Below are 23,567 nucleotides of genomic sequence, written 5' to 3' on the forward strand. Positions count from 1 at the left end.
TGATCTCCAGGGGGCGCCCAGGCCGGAGCCCCTCGGAGCCCCGGAACCCGGGGCTCTTCACCGGCCGATCCGGCGTCCGGTGGCGTCAGCCGGCCGGATCCCCCGCCGGCTCGCCCAGTTCCGCACGGTAGGCCGCGTAGGCGGTGCGCAGTCGGTCGCCCGGCCAGTCGGCGGGCAGGAGTTCCGGCGGCAGGACGGGGTCCGTCAGCAAGTGACGTACGACCGCGGCGAAGAGCGTCAGGCGGTCGGGGGGACGAGGGGATTCGGCCGCGCGGGTCAGCAAGGCGCGGGCGGTGTCGGACCAGGCGGTCAACGGCCAGAGGTGCGCGGCCAGTTCGGGGGCGGGGCGGGAGGGACGGGCCGTGCAGGGCTCGGCGATCGCCAGCACCTCGTCGGGGAGGGGTCTGGTGAGGTTCGCCGGGCGCAGCCAGACGCCCTCGCGGAGTTCGGCCAGGCGCAGGGCGGTCAGCCGGTTGCGCAGGTCCGCGCGTTCGGCGGGGCCGCGGCCCGTGGTCGTGATGATCAGCATTTCCCAGTCGCCGTCCCACGCGCGCGTGCGGGGCCGTACCGCCTCGTCCTGACGCCGCTGGCGGGCCAGGAGCCGGTCGCTGAGGCCGTAGACGGCGTCGTCGGTGCGGCGCAGGTCACCGGCCGCCGTCATCCGGCTGAGCGCGGCCCGGAGTGCGGAGCCGCCGACCCCGAACGGCTCCACGAGGCGGAGCAGGTCCTTCACGGGCAGCCGCGGCGGATGCGTGCCCAGCAGCAGGCTCAGCACGACCGACCGGGCGGACAACGGCCGAAGGTCGACGCCGGCGGGCTCGGCGGACACGTTCATGCGCATGGTCACGTACTGTACGTGCGGCTTGTTATTGCATCATTGCTACAGTCGTAGCGGGAGTGCAACATGGATCCATGGACTCGACCGCCGCGCTTCCGCAGCCGCAGTACGCCACTCACGACGTCACCAACCAGCCACCGCCGCTCGCCCCGTACGACGCCTCCGACGATGCGGCCCTCCTGGAGGGGCTGCGCCGGGAGGGCGCCGAGTGGGCCGAGCAGGGGATCCGGCAGCTCGGGGCGCGAGCCGGGAGCGCGGAGGCCCAGGAGTGGGGCGAGCTGGCCAACCGGCACGAGCCGGAGCTGCGCAGCCACGACCGGTACGGCAACCGGATCGACGAGGTCGACTTCCACCCCAGCTGGCACCACCTGATGCGGACGGCCGTGGCCGAGGGGCTGGCGGGGGCGGCCTGGGCGGACGACCGGCCGGGCGCCCATGTCGCGCGGACGGCCGGCGGGCTGGTGTGGGGCCACACCGAATCCGGCCACGGCTGCCCCACCTCGATGACCTATGCGGCGGTCCCCGCGCTGCGCGCCACACCCGAGCTGGCCAAGGTGTACGAACCGCTGCTGACCAGCCGGGAGTACGACCCGGAGCTACGGGTGCCGACCGAGAAGCCGGGCCTGCTCGCCGGCATGGGGATGACCGAGAAGCAGGGCGGTTCGGACGTCCGGACCAACACCACGGCCGCCACGCCCACCACCGAGCCGGGCGTCTACACCCTGCGCGGGCACAAGTGGTTCACTTCGGCGCCGATGTGCGACGTCTTCCTGGTGCTGGCCCAGGCACCGGGCGGGCTGTCGTGCTTCCTCGTGCCGCGCGTGCTGCCCGACGGCAGCCGCAACACGTTCCGCGTCCAGCGGCTCAAGGACAAGCTCGGCAACCGGTCGAACGCGTCCTCCGAGCCGGAGTTCGACGGAACCGTGGCCTGGCTCGTCGGGCCCGAGGGGCGGGGTGTGAAGACCATCATCGAGATGGTCAACTGCACCCGGCTGGACTGTGTGATGAACTCGGCGACCCTGATGCGCAAGACGCTCGTGGAGGCCGGTCATCATGTGCGCCACCGCAGCGCGTTCGGCGCCCGGCTCGTCGACCAGCCGCTGATGCGCAACGTCCTGGCCGACCTGGCGCTGGAGTCGGAGGCCGCGACCACGCTCACGCTGCGGCTGGCCGGCGCCGCCGACCGCGCGGTGCGCGGCGACGAGCAGGAGCGGGCCTTCCGGCGGATCGCGACGGCCGTCGGCAAGTACTGGGTCACCAAGCGCGGCCCCGCCTTCACCGCGGAGGCCCTGGAGTGCCTCGGCGGCAACGGCTACGTCGAGGACTCCGGTATGCCCCGCCACTACCGCGAGGCACCCCTGCTGTCGATCTGGGAGGGCTCCGGCAACGTCAACGCGCTCGACGTGCTGCGGGCGCTCGCCCGTGAACCCGGCGCCGCCGACGCCCTGTTCGGGGAACTCGCCCGCGCGCGCGGGGCGGACGCCCGGCTGGACGCCACCGTGACCCGGCTGAAGACGGAATTGGCGGAAACCGATCAGGCGGGCGCCCGCCGGCTGGTCGAGCGGATGGCGCTCGCGCTCCAGGCCTCCCTGCTGGTCCGCTACGCTCCGGCCGCCGTCGCGGACGCCTTCTGCGCGTCCCGGCTCGGCGGCGACTGGGGGTACGCGTTCGGCACGCTGCCCGCCGGAGCCGGGCTCGACGCGATCCTGGAGCGGGCGCTGCCTGGCGGGGACTGACCCCTCCACGGAGGGTCGTCGCCCGGCGACCGCCGACGGATCGCACACAGTCGTCGTCCGATTCCGCATTGTTGTCAGTGCCGTGGTGCAGACTCCTGAGCAGGTGGTACTCGCCCGGGGAGGACAACGTGTTCACGGGGATCGACGAGGTCGACTGGGCCTCGCTGCGGCACGCGTACGGCAGCGCGGAGGACGTGCCCGGCCTGCTGCGCGCACTGGCCTCGCCGGACGCGGCCGAACGAGAGGTCGCGCTCGACGGGATGTACGGCTCGGTGCACCACCAGGGGAACGTGTACGACTCGACGCTCGCCTGCGTCCCGTTCCTCTTCGCGCTCGCTTCCCGCGCGGAGGTGCCGGACCGGGGCGCCATAGTCGAACTGCTGGTCAGCATCGGGGCGGAGGGCGCCGGCCCGCCGGCCCAGGCCGCGGTGCGCGCGGGGGCCGAGGCCTTCGTGCCGCTGGCCGACGACCCGTGCCCCGGGGTACGGCGGGCGGCCACGGCCGCGCTGGTCCGGTTCCTGGACGAACCCGTGCGGGTGCTGGAGCTGCTGCGCCGGCGGATCACGGTGGAGCGCGACGAACAGGTGCTGCCCACCCTGACCGCGGCCCTCGGCCTGTTCGTACGGCGCCATCCCGCCGACGCGGCCGGGGCGGTGGAGCTGCTGGTCGCGCAGAGCCGGCCGCCGCACTCTGCGGGGATGCGGCTCGCCGCGCTCGGCCAGCTGGCCCTCGGTGCGCCGGAGCGGCTGCCCGCCGGCCTGGTGCCGACGGCGGTCCGGCTGCTCCGGGAGCGGTCCGGGCGGCGCGCCGCACATCCGGACCGGATGGAGCCGGACACGCTGGTCGGCCGGATACGGCGGCTGCGGCCGTCGGACGAGGAGGGTTCGTATCTGCTGCGTACCCTCCACCGGGCGCTGGCCGACCGGGTGGCCGACCGGATCGCTCTGCTGGTGGGCCAGTTGGGCAGTCCGGACGCGATGGACCGCTGCAACGCGGTGCGGATGTCGGCGGGGCTGTTCCGGGAGTGGCGGGCGGACTTCAGCGCGCCCGTCTCGTTGATCGGCGCCCAACTGGGCTGCCAGGAAGACCAGTTGCGCGACGCGGCCGTCTCGGTGCTCGCGGAGCTGTTCGGGCTGGCCGCGCCCGCCGCCGACGAACTGCACGCCCTGGTGATCGCGCGGCCCGACCTGTGGGTGCACACCTGGGAGCGCGGCAGACCCTCGCTGGGCGGACCGCTCAAGGCGCTGGCCAGAAGCGGCGATCCGCGCGCGGTCCCGGTCCTGGCCCAGTTGCTGGCGGGCCCGGCGGCTCCCGCCGGGCTGGGCTTCGAGGTGGTCCGGCTGGGCCCGGCCGCGGCTCCGCTCGCCCCCGCGCTGCGGCACCGGCTCGGCCAGGTCCCGCTGGACTCCCCCGAGGCCGCCGAACTGGCCGCTCCGCTGTTGGCGGCGCTCACCGCCCTCAGGGATCCGGCAGCGGTGCCCGAGGTGCTGCGGCTGCTGCGCGGCGCGCCGGACGGACTCGGGGCGCGGGAGGCCCTGGCAGGGCAGGCGGTGCGCGCACTCGACGCCCTGGGTACGGCGGCCCGGGCGGCGACGCCGGTCCTGCGCGGGCTCCTCGACACCGGGCACGCGGCCCTGGCGGCGGGGGCCCTGTGGGCGGCGGAGGGCGACGCCGGCGCCGTACTCCCTGTGCTGCTGCGGGAGTTGACGCACGGTCACGGCCGTAGCACCCGGACGGCGGCCGAGCAGCTGGGGCGGCTCGGGGCCGCCGCCCGCGACGCGCTGCCCGCGCTGCGCGTGCTGGCGGCATCGGGCCGGGTGTGGGAACGGACCGCGGCGGCGCAGGCCTGGTGGCGGATCGACGGGGATCCGGATCCGGTGCTGCCGGTGCTGCGGGCCGCCTGGGCGGAGAATCCGTACGCCCGCGGTGCGATCGCCGAGTGCCTGGCGGAGATGGGCCCGGCGGGCGCACCGCTGCGCGACCTGCTGACGGCCGAACTCGCCACCGGCCGACGGCACACGGCCCGGCCGGGCGGGTACGGCAGCCACGACATCGCCCGGGACGAGCGACTGCTCGCCAACTGCCGTACGGCGCTGGCGAGTCAGTGACCCCGAAGCCCCGGAGCGGGCGCCGGCTCAGCCGATCGTCCGGCCCCACTGCGGCCCGAGCCGCGACCACTCCGCGTCCCAGCGGTCCATCCGCCGCCGCTCCAGCCGGCCGCGCACCACGAGCCCGGCGACGAAGGGGACGGCGGCCGAGCTCAGCCCGACCAGAGCACCGATCAGCACGGACCGGAAATGCGCCTCGGACGCGGTGGCGGGCCGCGTGACCAGATGCCCCTGGAGATCCGTCCAGACGGTGACCGGGGTGCCGACCTTGCTGCCGGCCGGGACCCGGGCCTGGCCGGTGTGCGCGGAGCCGTCGTCGACGGTCCAGCCCACCCTTGCCCAGACCCGTTCGCCGCCGGAGGACTCGGACTTCGGCCCGGAATTTCCTGGGGCCTTGTCCATGACATGGGCCACGACCGGGTGCCATTCGGCGCGCTCACGGGCCAGACCGTCCTCGACCGACCGGGCCGCCGCGAGCCCGCCGAGCACCCCGGCCAGCAAGGTGAACAGCCAGGCGCCGAGCAGCACCCAGGCCTCCAGTGTGTCGGCGCGCCGCTTCAGCGGGTTGCTCCGCCAGCGCCACAACCAGACCTTCGGACCACGGAACGCCTTCAAAGGCATCCTCCTCACGCGCGCACGGACAGCCCGGACCGCCCTCCCATACGGGAGAGGCCGCCCCGTTGCTCACGGCGAACCTCCGAGTCGACGGTCGCACGACTGAGCCCGCTCGCGCAGGCGTCTCCCGGAACGAGTCCCGGCACCTTGTTCGGCCGGGCCGGCACGGCCGCCGCGACCTGTGCCGGCGAAGGGTCCGGAGGCCGCGGTTTCTGTCATACGAGCCGACGGTCCGGTCATCCTCGGTCGTCCCGCGACCGCGGCTTGATCACCGACCTGTGTACGGCAGTAGGGTGACGCCGTGGCACCACGACCCTTGCATGAAATCGTCGAACCGGGCTGGGCGAAGGCCCTGGAACCCGTGGCCGGGAAGATCGCCGCGATGGGCGACTTCCTGCGCACGGAGATCGCCGCGGGACGCACCTACCTCCCGGCCGGGCCGAACGTCCTGCGGGCCTTCCAGCAGCCCTTCGACGACGTTCGCGTCCTGATCGTCGGCCAGGACCCGTACCCCACCCCGGGGCACGCGGTGGGCCTGTCGTTCTCGGTCGCGCCCGAGGTACGCCCGCTGCCGGGCAGCCTGATCAACATCTTCCGCGAGCTGAACACCGACCTGGGGCTGCCCCAGCCGTCCAACGGCGACCTCACCCCCTGGACCCGGCAGGGCGTCCTGCTGCTCAACAGGGCGCTCACGACGGCTCCACGCAGTCCGGCCGCGCACCGGGGCAAGGGCTGGGAGGAGGTCACCGAGCAGGCGATCCGGGCACTGGCCGGGCGTGGCAAGCCGCTGGTGTCCGTCCTGTGGGGCCGCGACGCGCGCAACCTCCGTCCGCTGCTGGGCCAGTTGCCGGCGGTGGAGTCCGCGCACCCCTCGCCCATGTCGGCGGACCGCGGTTTCTTCGGCTCCCGCCCGTTCAGCCGGGCCAACGACCTGCTGATCCAGCAGGGGGGACAGCCGGTGGACTGGCGTCTGCCGTGAGCGCAGGCGGCGGCAGGGTCCCCGGCGTCCAGGGCCGCGCCGTCGGTTCCGGGGGCACCGAGGGCCTCGGATCCGGCTTTCTCGCCGTCGACTCCGGCGGTTCCGGGCTGCGAGCCGTCGTAGGTGTACCGGGGCGGGAACCGTCGGTGCCGCGGGAGTCCCGGGAGCCGGTGCGGACGGGCGCGCGAGGCCTCGACCCCGGGCATCTGCTGGAGCAACTCCTGCCCATGGCACGGGCGCTGATCGGCGAGTACGGCCTGGACGGGGTGCCGACGGCGGTCGTCGGCGCCGCCGGACTGGCCAGTCTCGGGGACGCCCTGCGCGCCGACCTGCCGGACGCGCTGGCCCGTGAACTCGGTGTGCGGACGGTCGCCCTGGCCGCCGACGCGGTGACGGCGTACGTCGGCGCCCTGGGCCCCCACCCGGGCGCGGTGATCGCCGCCGGTACGGGGCTGATCGCGATCGGCACGGATCTGGCCGGGTGGCGCCGGGCGGACGGCTGGGGGCATCTGCTGGGCGACTGCGGCGGTGGCGCCTGGATCGGCCGGGCGGGCCTGGAGGCGGCGCTGCGCGCCTTCGACGGGCGGGACGGCGGCTCGGCGGCGCTGCTGGCGTGCGCCGAGGAGCGGTTCGGGCCGCCGGCCGGGCTGCCCGGGCAGCTCTATCCGCGCGCCGACCGGCCCGCCGTACTGGCCTCCTTCGCCCCGCTGGTCGCCGACTGCGCCGCCCACGACCCGGTCGCCGCCGGGATCCTGCGCGCGGCGGCCCGGCACATGGCGGAGTCGGCAGCCGCCGTCTGCCCGACGGCCGGTGCGCCCCGAGTCGCCCTCACCGGCGGCCTGTCCGAACTGGGCGACCCGCTTCTGGTGCCGCTGGCCGAGGAGTTGGCGAGGCTGCTGCCGAGGGCCCGGCGGGTTCCGGCGGAGGGCGGTCCGCTGCACGGAGCGGTACGCGTCGCGAGTGACCTGGTCACCGGACGGCTCACTCTGCCGGGTGATGAAAAGCTGCTCTCCGTAGTACATACAAAAAGGGATTGATCCCACTGCGACACGAAGTGTCCGACACCTGACGGGATCACCTCCGAATCATGCGTAACTCATCAGACAAAACCGGACGGATACCGCTCACCTGCACCCTCCCCGAACAGGGGAGCCCAATAAGCCAGTAACATGCGTCGCCATGAGCTCCCCCACTGGGCCCGCGTCCGGCCTGCCAGTACGAATGCCGCGACCTCGCCAGCCCGGGCGGCACCGCCGACCCGAGCCGCTGGTGGCTCCCGAGGACGCGCCCGCGCTCGTCCTCGCGGTGCCGGGTACGCCCAGCGCGGTCACGCGCTCCCTCGCCGAGGAGGTCGTGAGCATCGCCCGCTCCGAGCTGCCCGGCCTGGACGCCCGGATCGGGTACCTGGACGGGGACGACGCGGAGTTCCCCACCCTCCAGTCCGTGCTCGCCCGCGGCGCCGAGGAGCGCGCCGCCCGCTACGAGCAGGCCGTCGCCGCCGGTGTCGAGGGCGTCAAGATGCCCGACGGCCCGGTCGCGGTGGTCGTGCCGCTGCTGGCCGGCCCGGACAGCGCGCTGCTGCGCCAGGTCCGCCAGGCCGTCATGGAGAGCCGGGTCGCCGCCGATCTGACCGACGTCCTCGGCCCGCACCCGCTGCTCGCGGAGGCGCTGCACGTGCGTCTCTCGGAGGCCGGTCTGGCCCGCGCCGACCGCGCCCGCCTGTTCACCGTGGCCACGGCCGCCGACGGCATCATCCTCGCCTCCGTGGGCGGCGAGGAGGCCGTGCAGGCCGCCGGGATCACCGGCATGCTGCTCGCCGCGCGCCTGGCCGTGCCGGTGATGGCAGCGGCGCTGGACCAGGAGGGTTCGATCTCCTCCATCGCCGAGCAGCTGCGGGCGTCGGGTTCGCAGCAGCTGGCGCTGGCGCCGTATCTGATCGGTCCCGAGATCGACGGGGGCCTGCTGACGGCGGCCGCCGAGGAGGCGGGGTGCGCCACGGCCGAGCCGCTGGGTCCGTACCCGGCGATCGGCAAGCTGGCGCTGGCCAAGTACACGACGGCGCTGGGGATCGCTCCGCAGCAGCCGCAGGGTGCGCCCGTTCGCTGAGTTGACGTGTGTGCCTCGACGGGTCCCTTCCCGGAAGGGACCCGTCTGCCGTTTCGGGAGTGGCGCGGCGGGTCTTCGACCGGCCGCCCGGTGGGGTCCGAGGGCGCCCACCCGGCGGAGCCGCGCGCCCCTTACGGGGCGCCGTCCGGCCGGGCTCAGTCGAAGATCACGCAGGACGCCGCCGGGAGTTCCACCGAGCCGTCGTAGCGTGGTACGCCCGTCTCCTGGTCGACGGTGAACCAGGTGATGTCCCCGGACCGTTCGTTGGCCGAGTAGAGGAAACCCCCGGATTCGGTGAGGTCCCGGGGCCAGTGGCCGCCGCACGGGACCGTGGCCGTCAGGTGGAGTTGGTCCCCGTCGACGGCGAACGTCGTCAGGACGTCCTCGCCCCGGGTCGCCGTCCAGACGAAGCGGCCGTCGGGCGATACGACGATGCCGGACGGATAGGCGTCGCCGGCCGGGGCGCCGGGCAGTACCGGGGTCTCGGCCAGCGGCTTCAGGGCGCCGGTACCGGCGTCCCAGCGGCAGACCGTGACGGTCGGGGTGAGTTCGTTGACCACGTAGGCGTACCGGCCGCCGGGGTGGAAGGCCAGGTGGCGTGGGCCGGAGCCGGGGCGCAGGGCGAACTCGCGGTGGACGGCGAGGGTGCCCTCGTTCAGGGTGCAGACCCGGACCGAGTCGGTGCCGAGGTCGACGCTGACCGCCCAGCGGCCGCTGGGGTCCGGCTGCACCTGGTGGGCGTGCGGGCCGCGCTGACGGCGCTCGTGCGGGCCCGAGCCGGTGTGCCGGAGCACTCCGGAGGCGGCGCCGGCGAGGGTGCCGTCGGGGCGGACGGGGACGGCGCTGACACTGCCGGAGCCGTAGTTGGCGGTCAGGACGTGACCGTCGAAGACGCTGAGGTGGGTGGGGCCGCTGGCGTCGACCGGGACCGGCGGTCCGGCGAGCCGTGGCTTGTCGTCGTGGACGTGGTACGCGGCCACCGCGCCGTCGGCGGTCTCGCTGACCGCGTACAGGGTGTGGCCGCCGGGTGCGAGCGCCAGGAACGACGGGTCGGGGACGCCGTCGACGCCCTCCAGGAGGGCCAGGGCACCGCTGTGCGGATGGACCGCCGCCGTGACGACCCCCGGCCCGCCCGCCGCCGTGAACGATCCGATGAACGCCCTCCGCCGCCTGCCGCCCTCTGCCACCGGTGTCCCCTCTCGGTCTTCTCGGTTCTCGCCACGAGCCGGTACGAGTCAGTACGAGCCAGTCCCGGGCCGACGGTAGCAGTTTGCGGTCTAGACCAAGATGTCCGGGGCGGCGCGTCTCAGGCGCCGACCAGGGGTGAGCCCGAGGGGGCGCGCAACGGCTCGGCGAGTTCGGCCAGTGCGCGCTCCAGGCCGTGCAGATGGGCCAGGGCGGGCTCGGTGGGCGGTTCGGCCGGGCCGGTGCTGTGTGCGGAGCCCAGGGTGAGCGCCTCCACGGCCGCCTCGACCCGCCAGCAGGCGGCGGCCAGCCGGGCGTCGTGGGAGGCCTCGGGGTCGGCGGCGACCGCGACCAGGCCACGGATCTCCCGAGCGCAGTCGTCCAGCAGGGCGAGGACGCGGCGGGCGCGGCGCCTGCGGCCGGGCATCGGGGTGAGCGGATGGACGAGGGGCGCGACCGAGAGCCGTACCCGGCCGAGCAGCTGCTCCAGTTCGGCCACCCGGGGTGCCGGGTCGGCGATGGCGGACCCGGCGAGCCGGGCGGCGGCCTCGGCCGTGCAGGCGTGGACACAGCGCAGGGCGCGCTGGATCCAGGCGTCGGTGATGAGGTGGGTGGTGACCGGCAGCACGAACAGCACGGCGAGCCCGGCGCCGACGGCGCCCACCGCGGTCTCGGTGAGCCGGAGCGCCAGCAGGCCGGGGGTGAGGACGCCGAGGAGGCCGTAGAGGAGCTCGGCGAGCAAGGTCACCCAGAGCATCATCCAGGTGTAGGAGACGGCGGCCGAGTAGAAGATGCCGAAGACGGCGACCGCGACCAGCACGGCGGTGGGGACGGGCGCGCCGTGCACGGGGACGGCGACGAGCAGGCCGAGCGCGATGCCGAGGACGGTGCCGAGGACCCGGCGGAAGCCCCGGACCAGGGTCTCGCCGCGCGAGGCGGTGTTGACGAAGATCCACCAGGTGGCGCCGACCGCCCAGTACCAGCGCTGGCCCGACACCGCCTGGCCGACGACCAGCGCGAAACCCGCGCCCGCGGTGGCCTGGACCGCCTGCCGGGTGGTCACCCGGGCCAGGCCGCTGCCGGCGGGCGGGGCGGGTACCGGCACCGGGGGCAGGCGGCGCTCGTAGCACCACAGGCCGAAGCGGACGGCGGCCGCGCCGAGCACGGAGAGCAGCACGGCGGCGTACAGCTCGGGCAGCTGTCCGGGCGTGGCGTGCAGGAACTGGGCCACGAAGTAGGTCATGAAGGCGAACACGCCGAGGCTGTGGCCCCGCGGCCCCCAACGGCGCGCGTACACGCCCGCGCCGACCACGGCGAGGAAGACCAGGTCCCGCGCGACGGGCACGTCGTGCAGTCCGGCCGCGGCGGCCAGCACGGGGAGGCCCACGGCGGGCAGCAGCGCCGTGGTGACGGCCTGCCCGCGCACGGTGGCGTCGGCGACCGTGAACAGGGTGAGCAGCGCGGCGAGCCCGCCGGTGACGGCGCCCGTGAGGGAGTGCCCGGCCGCCCCGCAGAGCACGACGGCGAGGCCGATGCCCAGTACGGCCCGGGCGGCGAAGCGCAGCCGCACCCGCCCCGGGTCCGGAGCCGTGAACACCCTCTTCAGCACTGCTTTCCCTCCCATGGACCGCACCGAATGGCGCCGCGTGGACGGCACAGAAATGGCGCCGCGGGGATCCGCAGCGCCATCGACACCCCCATGAGAGCATCGCCGGGGCGATCGGCTCAAGTGTTCCCGATGTGACTGAGCCATCGGCCCACTCCCAGCCCACGAGTCCGGCCACTGGGGGCACCAATGGCCCAGCTCGGCGCGGACCGGCTGTGAGCCATTGGTACAGTCGCGCTCCATGACCGTGGACGAGCTCGACACCCGCATCCTGCGCCTGCTGCTGGAGCAGCCGCGCACCAGCGTGCGCGAGTACGCCCGGATCCTCGGTGTCGCCCGCGGCACCCTCCAGGCCCGCCTGGACCGGCTGGAGCGGGACGGTGTGATCACCGGCAGCGGCCCCTCCCTCTCCCCCGCCGCCCTCGGCCACCCGGTGCTGGCCTTCGTGCACATCGAGGTCACCCAGGGCCACCTCGACGACGTGGGGGACGCGCTGGCCGCCGTGCCGGAGATCGTGGAGGCGTTCTCGATCACGGGCGGCGGGGACCTGCTGACCCGGGTGGTGGCGCGGGACAACGCGCACCTGGAGGACGTGATCCAGAAACTGATCAGCCTGCCGGGAGTGGTACGCACCCGCACGGAGGTGGCCCTGCGCGAACGCGTCCCGTTCCGCCTGCTGCCCCTCGTGGAGTCGATCGGCCGGACGGCACGGGCGTAACGGCCTGGGCGAAGCGCACCCCACGAGAACGCCCGCAGGGCCGCACGCTCATCGCCGGCGGGCGCCCGCCGAGGGTCACCCTGACGGACCTGTACCGCCAGCCGTTCGCTCCGCCGGTCGTGCGACGTCTGTGGTGACTGCATAGCGTGGCGGCATGACCACGACCTGGGCAAAGCCGCAGCGACCGGCCACCGAGGACCGGCGGTGGCGGGCGCTCGGGGTGTGTCTGGCGGCCGGCTTCATCTCGCTGCTCGACACCTCCATCGTGAACGTGGCACTGCCCTCGATCGAGCACGGGCTCGGCGCGACCGAGGCCGCCCAGTCCTGGGTGGTCTCCGGCTACGCCCTGACCTTCGGGCTGGCGCTCGTACCGGCCGGCCGGCTCGGCGACATGCGCGGCCGGCGCCAGGCCTTCCTCCTCGGGCTGGCCGCGTTCACGGTGGCGTCGGCGGCCTGCGGCCTCGCCGCGAGCCCCGACTGGCTGGTGGCGTGCCGGCTGATCCAGGGCGCGGCGGCGGGCACGGTGGCCCCGCAGACCTCGGGGCTGATCCAGCAGATGTTCCAGGGCGCCGAACGGGCCAGGGCCTTCGGGCTGCTCGGCAGTGTCATCGGCGTCTCGACGGCGGTCGGTCCGCTGGCGGGCGGCCTGATCATCGACGCGGTCGGTACCGGCGACGGCTGGCGCTGGGTGTTCTTCGTCAACCTGCCGATCGGGGTGGCCGCGTTCGCCGCCGGACTGCGGCTGCTGCCCCGGTTCCCCGCCTCGCCCGGCCGACGGGAGGAGTTCGACCCCGTCGGGGTGGTGCTCCTCGGCGCCGGGGTGCTCGCGCTGATGCTGCCGCTGGTGCAGGAGCAGCAGTGGACCGGGCGGCTGAAGTGGGCGCTGCTGCCGGTGGGCGGAGTGCTGCTGGGCCTGTTCTGGGTGTGGGAACGGCGGCAGGGACGGCTCGGACGGGCACCCCTGGTCGATCTGGAGCTGTTCTCGCTGCGGTCCTTCACCCTCGGCGCGCTGATCAGCCTGAGCTACTTCGCGGGCTTCACCACGGTCTTCTTCGTCCTCGCCCTGTTCCTGCAGAACGCCGCCGGATACAGCGCGCTGGCCTCCGGACTCACGGTGCTGCCGTTCGCGGTCTCCTCGGCGGTCGGTGCCGCCCTCGGGGGCCGGATGGTGGTGCGGCACGGGCGCAAACTGGTCGTCATCGGCCTCAGCGGGGTGGCGGTGGGACTGCTCGGGATCGCCGCGGTGGCGTGGCTGGTGCCGTTGGAGGACCTGGGGTGGGCCGCGGCGGTGCCGATGATCGTCGGCGGGATCGGCTCCGGTCTCACGGTCTCCCCCAACACGACGCTCACGCTCACCCGCGTCCCGGTGAAGCGGGCCGGCGCGGCCGGCGGGGTGCTGCAGACCGGCCAGCGCGTCGGCTCGGCGGCCGGGATCGCCGTGGTGGGCTCCGTGTACTTCGCCCACCTCGCGAACGGCGGCCCGGCCACCGAGGCGCTCCAGCTGGGCCTGCTCACGTCCGTCGGACTGATCCTGGTGGCGCTGTGCCTGGCGACCGCCGACATGCGCGAGCGGTCGCGGGTGCCGGAGGACGACTGAGCCCAGGGTGTTCCGGGCCGGGATCTCCTGAGCGGCACCGCCTCGGGATCTCCTAGGCGGCCACCGCCTCCAGCACCGAGAGCACGGTCGGGGTCGGCACGATCCTCGACAGCTTCAGACCGGCGGACTCGAACAGCTTGGCGAACTCCGGTGCGGTGCGTTCCCGGCCGACCAGGGCCGCCATCAGCAGCAGGTCGAGCGCCTTGGCCTGATGGGGTGCGTTGCCCGGCGGAACCACCGCGTCCACCACCAGGACCCGGCCGCCCGGCGCCAGCGCGGCACGGCAGCGGTCGAGGAGGGCCACACACTGCTCGTCCTCCCAGTCGTGCAGGATCCGCTTGAGCACGAGGACGTCGCCCTTGGGTACGGCGGTGAAGAAGTCGCCGGACTCGGTGCTCCAGCGCCCCACGGTCCCGGGTGTGTCCAGGCGGTGCCCGGCCAGGACGTGCGGCCGGTCGTACAGCACGCCGTGCAGACCGGGGTGGTGGTCGAGGACCGTCAGCAGGAATCCGCCGTGGCCGCCGCCCACGTCCACGACCGTTCCGCCGGGCGGGAAGTCGCAGGCGGTGGCGATGGGCTCGTTCTCGGCGTCGGACATCGCGGCCATACCGCAGTGGAAGACGTCCGCGGTGTCCTCGTCCTGCGCGAAGTAGTCCCAGAACGGCAGCCCGAAGAGGGGCTCGAACGCGGATGTGCCCTCGCTGACACAGCGGCTCAGGTCGGCGGTCGGCAGCCACATGCTGCGGTCGGTGTTCATCAGGACGGCCGAGCGTGCCGAGCAGGGTGCGTCGCTGCGCAGGGTGTCACCGGCGGAGGTGAGCCGGAAGCGGCCGCCGGCGTCCTCCTCGAAGACGCCGCGCGTGGCGAGCAGCCGGAGCACCCGGTAGAGGCTCCGCGCGTCGGTACCGGTGGCCGCGGCCAGTTCGGCCGGGGTACGGGGGCCGTCGGCCAGATGGTCGGCCACCCCGACGACCGCGGCGGCGCGCAGGGCGGCCGGGAACAGGTAGCCGAGCGATTCGTTGACGAGGAACGCGGACGACGTACGGGGGTCGACGGCTTCGTCCGGGGCTACTTCGGGGCTCACGGGCGCCTCCAGCGCTGATCTCCGGGATGTCCGGAGGCATCGTGACATCGCGGGGGCCCTGGATCGGGGAGGGTGATCGGGGCGCGCGGGAGCAGACCGGGAGCGGTCACGAAGCCCGGCCCCGACGGATCCCGTACGGCGTATCGCCCTAGCCCTGCGCCCGAGGCCCGCGGGCTGGTGACCGGCCGACCGGCGACACGTGACCGGCCTATCCGTGACTCATGACCGGCGGCGGGGCTTTCCGCGTTTCGCGGGCTTGGCGGACTGGGTGCGCTTGGCTCCGCCGGTCCCGGACCGGCCCTGCGCGCCGCGGCCCGCCGCGGTCGCCTTCTGTGGGCGTTTCGGCTGCGTCCGCCCGCCCTGGGATCCCTGCGGCGCCTGTTCGGCCTGGCGGCCGCGCGTGCTGTTGACCGTGCGGCCGCGGACGATGCCGATGAAGTCCTCGACCAGGTCCGTGGTGGCCTCCTCGGGCCAGGACAGGGCGACGGTCGACTGGGGGGCGTCGGTGAGCGTCCGGTAGGTGAGGTCCCGGCGGTGGTGCAGCCGGGCCAGCGACTGCGGGACGACCAGCAGGCCGACGCCGGCGGCGACCAGTTCGACGGCGTCCTCGGTGGTGGCCGGGCGTTCGAAGGCGGGCTCGCCGGGTGGCGCGTCCCAGTCGAAGACGTCGTCCAGGGGGTGGAAGAGGACCTCGTCGGCGAGGTCGGCGACGGTGACCTCCTCGGCCGCCGTGATCACATGGTCCTTGGGTACGACGACCACCGAGGCCTCGGTGTAGAGGGGGATCGCGCTGAAGAACGTACGGTCCACCGGGAGCCGTACGAAGCCCGCGTCCGCGTCCCCCGCGCGCAGCATGTCGGACGCCTCGGCGGCCGTGACCTGGTGGAGGCTGAGGGGGATGTCGGGCAGCCGCTCCTGCCAGATCCGTACCCATTTGGCGGGCGTCACGCCCGGGACGTACGCGAGCCGGAACGACGGTGTTTCCTCCGAGCCTGTCACCTGGCCAGGTTAACCGGCCGGAGACGGCAGCCCCGCATCGGCCGGAGACGGCAGCCCCGCATCGGCCGGGGGCGGCAGCCCCGCATCGGCCGGAGACGGCGGCCCCGCATCGGCCGGAGACGGCAGCCCCGCATCGGCCGGGGGCGGCAGCCCCGCATCGGCCGGAGACGTCGGCCCCGCATCGACGGTGCTGGCGCCCTCGCGTCAGCCGTGGCCGGCGCGGCCCAGGTCGGCCGTGGCCGGCGGGCCCCGCGTCGGCCGTGGTCGGCGGGCCCCGCGTCGGCCGTGGTCGGCGGGCCCCGCGTCGGCCGTGGTCGGCGCCTTCCTACCCGGCCGATACCCTTGACCTCATGAGTTCGCACCAGACCACCCAGACGATGAAGCCCGCGACCGCGGCGAAGAAGCTGGGTGTGTACCTGCCCGCCACGCCCGCCGCTTTCCAGGAGGGCGTCGTCTCGCGCGCCGAGCTGACCGAACTCCAGGCCGACCCGCCCGAGTGGCTGCGCGAACTGCGGGCCAACGGGCCGCACCCGCGTCCGGTGGTCGCGGAGCGGCTGGGCGTGTCCATCGCGGGGCTGGCCCGCGGCGGGGTCACCGAGCCGCTCACCACCGAGCAGATCGAGGAGCTCAAGCGCGAGCTGCCCGAGTGGCTGGCGAAGGAGCGCGCCACCCAGGCGGAGGTCCGCAAGGAGGGCGCACGGCTGAAGAACCTGAAGCGTGAGAAGGAGGCGGGGCAGGGCTGACGTCCTCCCCCGACCGACTTCCGCACGGCCCTGGTCCAGGCGTCTCCGCCTGGACCGGGGCCGTTCCGGTATCCCGCCTCACGCCTCCCGGCGGCCCCTGTCACCCCTGATGAGGGGCGGTTCTCCGCCGTCGCCGGGGACCGTGGAGGGCGTTGTCAGTGGTCTCCCCTACAGTCGCCATCACTTGATCACTGCGGTGCGGGGAGGCACGCATGGGGTGGGTGACGGCCGGGGACTACGAAGTGGCCCTGGACGACGGGAAGGTGGTCTGCCGCAACGCGGCGGGACGGCGGCTGAAGTCCGTGCCCGCGAAACTCGCGGACGATCCGGCGGTGGTGGGACTGCGGCAGCTCACCGAGTGGCTGGAGCGGCACGAGCGGCAGTGTCTGACCGATGTGGAACGGTGGTTGACCCGTTCGCTGTCGGTGCCGCTGGAGGTCCTCACCCGGGTCTGGCCGGACCCGGCCTGGCAGGCCGCGCTGCGCGACCTCGTGGTCACCGGCGCCGACGGCGAGGTCGCCGGCTTCCTGCGGGACGCCGACGCCGAGCGCGGGCTCGGCCTGGTGGATCTCGACGGCGACACCGTGCGCATCGCCCCCGACCTGGTCCGGCTGCCGCACCCGGTGCTCCTCGAAGACCTTGAGGAGCTGCGGGAGTTCGCCGTCGAGCTGGGCGTCGAGCAGAAGGCCCAGCAGCTCTTCCGTGAGGTCTGGCACCGCCCGGCCACCCTGGACGCGGACGCCGCCCAGGTCGAGGAGTACGCGGGCGGGGTGTTCAAGGAGCTGCGCTTCCTGCACGGCAGGGCCACGCAGTTGGGGTACCGGGTGCGCGGCGGCCATGCGGTGTGCTCCGTGCTGGAGGAGGGCCGCGGGATCGAGGCCCGGGTCTGGGTCGGCGACTTCGACGCCTACTACGAGACCGAGACCGGTCCGCTGGTGTGGACCGATCCGGCGGGCCGGGCGCTGAAGCTGGGTCAGGTCGGCCCGGTCGCCTGGTCGGAGGGCATGCGCATGGCGGCGGCACTGTACGCCGGACGGGACATCGAGGACGAGGAGCGGGCGGCATGACCACGTACGACGACACCACCACGGCCACGCTGCTCGACGCCGGCGCGATCCTGCCGTCGGGCACCACCCGGCGCGAGGACGCCGACGTCCTGACGGCCCGCACCTACACCCACCCCGCCCTGGAGGACCGCCCGGTGGTGCGCCTGGTGCCGGGCACCCTCGGCGAGGCCGAGGACCTGGCCCTGGAGTTCCTCGGCCTCGCCCGGGCCCCCGAGACGCCCGAAGTCGGCCAGGTGCGCCGGGAGACCCTGGGCTTCCCCGCCTGGGCGCTGGTCCACGACCCGGCCAACGGCCATCACGCCCTCGCCCTGGTCAAGGACGTCGAGCGGCTGGCCCGGCAGGCCAAGTCCAAGCCGGGCAATGCGAAGGAGGGCTTCGAGGCACTCGGCGAGCGGCTCGGCCGGGCGGTCCCGCACTTCCTGCCGACCTTCTACGAGCAGGCCGCGCGGGTCTTCCTCCAGCACGAGAACACCACCTACGCGGCGGCCTTCTTCGGCAAGGCCCGCGAGGCGGAGCGGGTGCACGCCCTGGCCGTGGACGAGGAGCGGCAGCGCGCGGTGTTCCTGGAGTTCGCCTTCGCCGGGGCGCTCACGGTCAAGGCGCTCAAGGAGTACGTGAAGGACCTCGCCCGGCGGCTCGAACCGGCCACCGCCTGGGCGCAGTTCCGGCAGCTGACGGTGGAGCGCTGCGCGGCCGGGATGCCCCCTTACGCCTCGCTGCCGCAGGACGCGCGCGGGCTGATCAAGGCAGCGGGTCTTGCCCGGGTCACCGAGGAGTGTGCCCTGGTCGCCGACCTGCTCGCCTCCCCGGCGGCCGTACGGGCGCCGGCCTCCTTCTGGAACGCCTACCGCAGTGTGCTGCCGGTCCTCGCCGAGGAGCGTCCGGAGATCCGGGTGCGGCTGCTGGAGATCATGCCGGCCGGGCTGGGCCGGGAGGTGGCGGACGACGAGTTCTGGCTGGCGCTGCTTGCGGAGTGCGGGGCGGACCTGCTGCTCACCGACGACGGCGGGGACGTGGACGCGGCGGACTGGCTGAGCCGCTGGGCCCAGCACCGCAAGCACGGGGCCGCGTACTCGCGCCGTTCCCCCGCGACGCTGGCGCTGGTCGAGCGGATGGCGCCCCGGCTGCGGGCGTCCGGACGGCCCGTGGACCTCTTCACCGGCCGCTGGCAGGCCGGCGCCGACCTCGATCTGCTGGACCTGTGCGTGGCGGAGGGCGTCGCGCCCGCCGTTCCGGACGCGGACGTGCAGGTTCATCTGCCGCTGAGCATCTGGTTGCGCGACGAGCGGCCCGGGCAGCGGGATCTGAAGGCGCTGGCAGCCGAATCCCGTTACCGGGCCATGCTGTTCGAGGCCGTCGAAGAGCTCGGGCGGGGTCAGGGGCCCGCGGATCTCCCCAGGGTGGCCGCGCATCCGGTCCTCGGCGACGTGCTGCGCGAGTGGCTGCAGGAGGCGACCTCGGAGTTCGCCGCCGCGACCGGACTGCCCGGCGCCGGCTCCAGGCTGGAGCGGCTGCGCCCCTTCCGGACGGTGGTGCAGGAGAGCCCGCTCGCCGTCGGCCGGCTCAGCGGGTACGACGTCGTCCCGGTCCTCGGCCGTACGCTCCGCGCCGGAATCCTCGACGAACTGGGCTGGCCCGCGCTGGAGGAGGCGCTGCGACTGCTCGACTCCGAGGTGCGCAACAACCAGGACAACGCGCTGTCGGTGACCGAGGCATGGCCCGCACTGATCCTGGCGCGCGGTCACAAGGCGATCGTGGTCGGCCCCGAGGGGGTGCTGCTCACGCACGACCTGCGGCTGCCGACGGACCTGGACCGCTGGCAGCGGCCCCGGTTCCGTTACGTCGACGGCGAGTTGCTGGTGCTGTGGCGGGACGGCTCGAAGCAGCACGGCTACTGGTCGAACCGCCCGTCCGAGGTGTTCGCGCTCGGCGGTGAGCAGGTGCCCGGCTGGTGGTCCGGCATGGACGCGGCCAACGCCTCGGTGCCGCTGCCCGGTGGCGGCCGGGCCACGGGCGGCCGCACCCTGCACGCCGGGGACACGGTCCTGCCGCCGAGCCGCCCGGTGCTGGGCGACGGCACCACCTACTGGCGTCAGGGCAGGCAAGGGCGGCAGTCGGTGTGGCTGGAGTACGACCCGGCGACCGGTGAGCACGGACGTGCCTCGCTGCCGGCGCTGCTGGCGTCGGCGGTCCGCGAGGACGCCTCGCTGCTGCACGGTTCCTGCGAGGTGCTGCCGTTGCAGCCCGGTCTTGAGCACAGCCCGTTCGGTACCGACGGCACGGTCCTGGGGCGCTGGGTGCGCACGGAGGGCGAGGGCGCCGAGGCCCGGACCGTCGCCGGCACGCCGGACGGTCGGACGGCGACCCTGCGGGCGGCCCGCAACGGCCGGGTTCCCGGGGTGCCGCTGGGCGCGCTGCGGCTGCCGGGCGGGGCGGAGCCGATCGCCACGCAGACGTACCAGAGCGTCGCCCTGCACGCGGGCGACGGCACCGAGCTCGGGCGGGTGTCCTTCGGCGAGTCCGGCGGGGCGTACGCGGCCGGTACCCGGCTGGTGCCGCCGGTCGCGTTCTGGCACGCGCTGCGCCCCCGCGACGAGCAGGGCTCGGGCGTGCTGCGTGCCCTGACCGACGAGGCGGCCGGTGCGCTGATGGCGGCGACGGCGACGGCGCTGGACGAGCGCCGGCAGGCGCTGGCCCGGGCCGGGCAGGACGACGGGGCGAGGGCCGCGGTGCCGGCCGCCGACGACGTCGCCCTGACCGCGGTGGCACGGTCCCTGCCCGGACTCACCGACCGGCGGCTGCTGACCGGTGTCGCCTCCCTGGTCCGGGCGGCGCTGCGGGTCGCCGAGTCGGCCGCGTCCCTGGCCACGCCCCCGAAGGAGCGGCCGCGACAGCCCCGGCAGCGGACCGAGGGCATGTTCGCGGACTACTCCCCGGAACATGGCGGGGACCGGACGCTGCACGACGCCGTCGCCGGAGTCGTGTCCCTGCAGAACGCGTGGCAGAGCGGCTGGGCCGCGCTGCGTCAGATCCGCTCGGTGAACCACGTGCTGTCCGGCAGGCCCGCCGACGGCAAGCCGCTGCCAAGACCCGAGCGGCTCGACGCCGTCGGCGACGGCTGGCTGAGTGATGAGCACACCGTCCCCGGCATCGGCGCGATCTGGCCGGCCGTCCTGGGCGCGCTGCGGCCGCTCGCCTATCGCGCCGCTTCCCCGGCCCTCACCGACGTCCAGCGCGAGCCGCTGCTCCTGCTGTTCGAGGCGCTGGCCGAGGGACCGCTCCCCGGGCTCGGGACCACGCTGCGCGAGGTGGTGCTGAGCGAGCCGCACGACAAGCAGCAGCGGACGGGCCAGGTGCTGCGCCGGGACGGCCGTACGGTGGTGATACTCGGCTGCCAGAGCGTGGACGCCCGGCTGGGCCAGGTCGAGTGGCTGGCTCTGGACCACGATCCGTCCGGGGCGTTCGGTGCCGTCGGGCACTTCACGCTGGTCCGGGAGACCCGGCATGCCGGCGGGATTCCGGCGGACCGGCTCGCGGCCCTGACCCGGCTGGTCCGCGAGAAGGGCGCCGCACCCTGGCGGCCCGGCGCTCCCGAGGCACTGGTGGCCGCGACGCACGACGGGCTCGGTCCGCTCCAGGCCACCGTGCTGCTGGCCGGCCATCCGCAGTCACCCGGTGCCGAGGGCCTCGCCACCGTCGGTCTCAAGCCTCGTCAGCGCGGCTTCGGGGCCGAGCTGCTGAACTCCCTGGGCCTCGACGAGCAGCGGGCGCTCCTCGGCGCGCTGCTGCCGGACGACCCGGCCGAGCTGTGGACGAGCGGCCCCGACACAGCGTCCGCGGCGCGGCTCTGGACCGAGCGCCTCGGCACCCTGGTGCGTCTGCCGGAGGACCTCAGCACCGAGCTGGCCGGCATGGGCGTCCGTCATGCCGAGGCCGTGCTCAACCCCGCGCGTACCCCGTGGCTCACCCGTACCACGGTGTTCCGGCCCGGCAAGGACGGCGACCTGGCGCCCGCCGACCCGTCGGCGGTACCCGGTTCGTATGCGCTGGCCGGGGCCGTGGAGAGCCTGGCGGCGCTCGCGTACCTGCTGCCGTACGGGCATCCGCTGCGGGCCGGGCTGACGGACGGACTCACCGCGCTGCGCCGTCGCCTGGCCGACCCCGAGCTGCTGCTCGAACTGGGCCTGGACTGGACGGAGAAGGGCGGCCCGGCCTCCGTCCAGCTGCGCAAGGTCTTCGGCCTGCCCGAGTCCGGCGGCGCCGACGCCGACGGACTGACCCGGGCCGGCGCCACGCTGGTGCTGCGCCCCTGGTACTCGGACACGGAGCACGTCATGATCCGGCCGGCCACGCTGAGCGGACCGGACGACTCCGTCTTCGGGCTCCTGGCGGGCCTGCTCGGCGAGGGGCGTACCACCTCGTTGCGCGCCGTGCAGACGATCCTCGGCGGTGACCTGGACCGCGCCCTCGCGGCCGAGGGACCCGCGGGGTACGCCCAGGACCCCACGGTCAGCGTGCCCGCCCTGGTCGCCGAGGTCGCTTCGGCCCACGGACTGGGTGAGGACGCGGCGGCGCTCTACCTCCAGTTGCTGGCGCTGCCCGATCCGACCGACCGCAACTGCGCGCGCTGGACCGGCTGGAAGCCCGCCCGGACGAAGAAGGCACGCGCCGAACTGACGGCGAGCGCTCTGGTGGTCGAGGCCAAGCGCCCACGAGCCGGCCGCACCCTCTTCCTGCCCGGCGGCTGGCGCGACCTCAAGGCCCCGGCCCTGCCGGTGGAGACCTGGAAGGAAGCGCTCTACCCGGTCTCCGACGGCGAACGCACCGTGCCGCTGGTCCCGGTGCCGGAGCTGTTCGCCCGCGCCTGGGAGCGCGTGCGGGCCGGGGACGCGCCCGCGTACGAGCAGCTGACCACGCGAGCGACCCGCGGCGGCCGCCGCCGATGACCCCGCACCGCGCCACCGCCCGCACCCGCACCGCCGCCGGCACCACCATCCGTACCACCGCGAAGGACGACCACCGATGACCGCCAGTGCCGCTCCGCTCCGCCAGATCGTGCCGCCCGAGGAACGGTACGCCACCGAACTGGCCTTCCTCGCCGCGTACGACGCCGGGCCGCGCCCGCCCGCCTGGCGGCTCACGCCCCGCGCCGTCGTCACCTTCGTCATGGGCAGCGGCGGCCAGGCGCTGCGGCTGCCCGACGACGCCCAGGCGCCGGCGGGGGTGCCGCGCCGGCTGGTCGTGGAGGACAAGTTCGTCGGCGACCGGGCCCTGGTCGAGCGCTGTGTGGTGACACTCGCGGGTGAGCGGGGTCTGCTGCTGGTAGGCGAGCCCGGTACCGCCAAGTCGATGCTGTCCGAACTGCTGTCGGCCGCCGTGTGCGGCACCAGCGGGCTGGTCGTGCAGGGTACGGCGGGCACGACCGAGGACCAGCTCAGGTACGGCTGGAACTACGCCCTGTTGCTCGCCCAGGGTCCCAGCAGGCAGGCGCTCGTCCCCTCCCCGGTGCTCACCGCGATGTCCCGGGGCGCCGTCGCACGGGTGGAGGAGGTGACCCGCTGCCTTCCCGAGGTCCAGGACTCCCTGGTGTCGCTGCTGTCCGAGCGGCGCATCGCGGTGCCCGAACTGGCGGGCACGGAAGACGCGTTGGCGCATGCCGCGCCCGGCTTCACGCTCATCGCCACGGCCAACCTGCGGGACAAGGGCGTCTCGGAGATGTCCGCCGCGCTCAAGCGCCGCTTCAACTTCGAGACCGTGGGCCCGATTCCGGACCTGGACGCCGAGACCGCGCTGGTACGCGGCCAGGCGCGGGCGTCCGTGGAGCGGGCCGGAGCGCCCTTCCAGGTCGACGACGCGGTGCTCGAGGCACTGGTCACGGCGTTCCGGGATCTGCGTGAGGGACGGTCGGCGGAGGGCTGGGAGGTGGAACGTCCGTCCACGGTGATGAGCACGGCGGAGGCGGTGTCGGTGGCGGGCGCGCTGGCCCTGGCCGCGGCCTACTTCCCCGGGGACCGCGACGTCCTCGGCCTGCTCCCGGGTCATCTCCTGGGCGTCGTGCGCAAGGACGATCCCGCCGACGCGGCCCGGCTGCGCGGCTACTGGGACGGCCCGGTACGGCGGCGCGCCGAACAGGGCTCGGCGACCTGGCGCACCCTGTGGGACCTGCGCACGGTCCTGGAGGCGTGA

The 23,567-nt window shown here is 74.6% G+C and carries 17 protein-coding genes; 11 read left to right on the forward strand and 6 right to left on the reverse strand.

Going from position 1 to position 23,567, the window contains the following annotated elements; translation table 11 throughout:
- Positions 1-85: 85 nt before the first annotated feature.
- Positions 86-841, reverse strand: coding sequence for a PaaX family transcriptional regulator C-terminal domain-containing protein (locus ACWDGI_RS29740; protein WP_450764158.1), 756 nt, complete (start codon positions 839-841; stop codon positions 86-88).
- Between the two features lie 71 nt (positions 842-912).
- Between ACWDGI_RS29740 and ACWDGI_RS29745 the strand changes: the two genes are divergently transcribed.
- Positions 913-2,574, forward strand: coding sequence for an acyl-CoA dehydrogenase family protein (locus ACWDGI_RS29745; protein WP_450764160.1), 1,662 nt, complete (start codon positions 913-915; stop codon positions 2,572-2,574).
- Between the two features lie 128 nt (positions 2,575-2,702).
- Positions 2,703-4,682, forward strand: a complete 1,980-nt coding sequence (locus tag ACWDGI_RS29750) for a HEAT repeat domain-containing protein (RefSeq protein ID WP_450764162.1) — start codon at positions 2,703-2,705, stop codon at positions 4,680-4,682.
- Between the two features lie 27 nt (positions 4,683-4,709).
- On the opposite strand, the gene ACWDGI_RS29755 is transcribed toward ACWDGI_RS29750, so the two are convergent.
- The gene (locus ACWDGI_RS29755; RefSeq protein WP_450764163.1) at positions 4,710-5,303 is read right to left on the reverse strand and encodes an Rv1733c family protein; all 594 of its coding nucleotides are present in this window, start codon (positions 5,301-5,303) and stop codon (positions 4,710-4,712) included.
- Between the two features lie 295 nt (positions 5,304-5,598).
- Here ACWDGI_RS29755 and ACWDGI_RS29760 point away from each other — a divergent pair, with 295 nt between their 5' ends.
- The 3 genes from ACWDGI_RS29760 to ACWDGI_RS29770 all read left to right on the forward strand — a co-directional run bounded on the left by ACWDGI_RS29760 (position 5,599) and on the right by ACWDGI_RS29770 (position 8,382).
- Positions 5,599-6,276, forward strand: a complete 678-nt coding sequence (locus tag ACWDGI_RS29760) for a uracil-DNA glycosylase (RefSeq protein WP_450764165.1) — start codon at positions 5,599-5,601, stop codon at positions 6,274-6,276.
- 107 nt (positions 6,277-6,383) lie between these two features.
- On the forward strand, positions 6,384-7,313 hold the full coding sequence (locus ACWDGI_RS29765; protein ID WP_450764363.1) for an N-acetylglucosamine kinase: 930 nt from the start codon (positions 6,384-6,386) through the stop codon (positions 7,311-7,313).
- 142 nt (positions 7,314-7,455) lie between these two features.
- Positions 7,456-8,382 carry a sirohydrochlorin chelatase gene (locus ACWDGI_RS29770; protein WP_450764167.1) on the forward strand — a complete coding sequence of 309 codons (927 nt, stop codon included), beginning with the start codon at positions 7,456-7,458 and terminating at the stop codon, positions 8,380-8,382.
- A gap of 155 nt (positions 8,383-8,537) precedes the next feature.
- On the opposite strand, the gene ACWDGI_RS29775 is transcribed toward ACWDGI_RS29770, so the two are convergent.
- Together ACWDGI_RS29775 and ACWDGI_RS29780 are read right to left on the reverse strand one after the other, a co-directional pair.
- Positions 8,538-9,569: a lactonase family protein gene (locus ACWDGI_RS29775; protein ID WP_450764169.1), complete on the reverse strand. Its 1,032-nt coding sequence runs from the start codon at positions 9,567-9,569 to the stop codon at positions 8,538-8,540.
- 119 nt (positions 9,570-9,688) lie between these two features.
- The gene (locus ACWDGI_RS29780; protein WP_450764365.1) at positions 9,689-11,176 is read right to left on the reverse strand and encodes an FUSC family protein; all 1,488 of its coding nucleotides are present in this window, start codon (positions 11,174-11,176) and stop codon (positions 9,689-9,691) included.
- Positions 11,177-11,414: 238 nt separating this feature from the next.
- Here ACWDGI_RS29780 and ACWDGI_RS29785 point away from each other — a divergent pair, with 238 nt between their 5' ends.
- A complete protein-coding gene (locus tag ACWDGI_RS29785) occupies positions 11,415-11,891 on the forward strand; it encodes an Lrp/AsnC family transcriptional regulator (protein WP_450764171.1) in 477 nt (158 codons plus the stop codon).
- A gap of 154 nt (positions 11,892-12,045) precedes the next feature.
- Positions 12,046-13,488: an MFS transporter gene (locus ACWDGI_RS29790; protein ID WP_450764173.1), complete on the forward strand. Its 1,443-nt coding sequence runs from the start codon at positions 12,046-12,048 to the stop codon at positions 13,486-13,488.
- A gap of 52 nt (positions 13,489-13,540) precedes the next feature.
- Here ACWDGI_RS29790 and ACWDGI_RS29795 read toward each other — a convergent pair whose 3' ends face one another.
- Positions 13,541-14,572, reverse strand: coding sequence for a methyltransferase (locus tag ACWDGI_RS29795; RefSeq protein ID WP_450764175.1), 1,032 nt, complete (start codon positions 14,570-14,572; stop codon positions 13,541-13,543).
- A 219-nt stretch (positions 14,573-14,791) separates the two neighbouring features.
- Complete coding sequence (locus tag ACWDGI_RS29800) at positions 14,792-15,571, reverse strand: LysR family substrate-binding domain-containing protein (RefSeq protein WP_450764177.1); 780 nt, start codon at positions 15,569-15,571, stop codon at positions 14,792-14,794.
- A gap of 350 nt (positions 15,572-15,921) precedes the next feature.
- On the opposite strand from ACWDGI_RS29800, the gene ACWDGI_RS29805 reads away from it, so the two are divergent.
- The 4 genes from ACWDGI_RS29805 (at position 15,922) to ACWDGI_RS29820 (ending at position 23,567) form a co-directional block, all read left to right on the forward strand.
- Positions 15,922-16,314, forward strand: coding sequence for a DUF5997 family protein (locus ACWDGI_RS29805; RefSeq protein ID WP_450764179.1), 393 nt, complete (start codon positions 15,922-15,924; stop codon positions 16,312-16,314).
- A gap of 212 nt (positions 16,315-16,526) precedes the next feature.
- The gene (locus ACWDGI_RS29810) at positions 16,527-17,381 is read left to right on the forward strand and encodes a DUF4132 domain-containing protein (protein WP_450764181.1); all 855 of its coding nucleotides are present in this window, start codon (positions 16,527-16,529) and stop codon (positions 17,379-17,381) included.
- The gene (locus ACWDGI_RS29815) at positions 17,378-22,327 is read left to right on the forward strand and encodes a hypothetical protein (protein WP_450764182.1); all 4,950 of its coding nucleotides are present in this window, start codon (positions 17,378-17,380) and stop codon (positions 22,325-22,327) included. The genes ACWDGI_RS29810 and ACWDGI_RS29815 overlap by 4 nt, the downstream gene beginning before the upstream one ends.
- 76 nt (positions 22,328-22,403) lie before the next feature.
- Positions 22,404-23,567, forward strand: a complete 1,164-nt coding sequence (locus ACWDGI_RS29820; RefSeq protein ID WP_450764184.1) for an ATP-binding protein — start codon at positions 22,404-22,406, stop codon at positions 23,565-23,567.

The sequence above is a fragment of the Streptomyces sp. NPDC001220 genome (assembly GCF_053597895.1).

Bases quoted from the DNA above. Each gene is read 5' to 3' on its own strand.
- ACWDGI_RS29785 (WP_450764171.1), top strand. From the start codon at position 11,415: ATGACCGTGGACGAGCTCGACACCCGCATCCTGCGCCTGCTGCTGGAG.
- ACWDGI_RS29755 (WP_450764163.1), bottom strand. From the start codon at position 5,303: ATGCCTTTGAAGGCGTTCCGTGGTCCGAAGGTCTGGTTGTGGCGCTGG.
- ACWDGI_RS29820 (WP_450764184.1), top strand. From the start codon at position 22,404: ATGACCGCCAGTGCCGCTCCGCTCCGCCAGATCGTGCCGCCCGAGGAA.
- ACWDGI_RS29770 (WP_450764167.1), top strand. From the start codon at position 7,456: ATGAGCTCCCCCACTGGGCCCGCGTCCGGCCTGCCAGTACGAATGCCG.
- ACWDGI_RS29805 (WP_450764179.1), top strand. From the start codon at position 15,922: ATGAGTTCGCACCAGACCACCCAGACGATGAAGCCCGCGACCGCGGCG.
- ACWDGI_RS29810 (WP_450764181.1), top strand. From the start codon at position 16,527: ATGGGGTGGGTGACGGCCGGGGACTACGAAGTGGCCCTGGACGACGGG.
- ACWDGI_RS29790 (WP_450764173.1), top strand. From the start codon at position 12,046: ATGACCACGACCTGGGCAAAGCCGCAGCGACCGGCCACCGAGGACCGG.
- ACWDGI_RS29745 (WP_450764160.1), top strand. From the start codon at position 913: ATGGACTCGACCGCCGCGCTTCCGCAGCCGCAGTACGCCACTCACGAC.
- ACWDGI_RS29815 (WP_450764182.1), top strand. From the start codon at position 17,378: ATGACCACGTACGACGACACCACCACGGCCACGCTGCTCGACGCCGGC.
- ACWDGI_RS29740 (WP_450764158.1), bottom strand. From the start codon at position 841: ATGCGCATGAACGTGTCCGCCGAGCCCGCCGGCGTCGACCTTCGGCCG.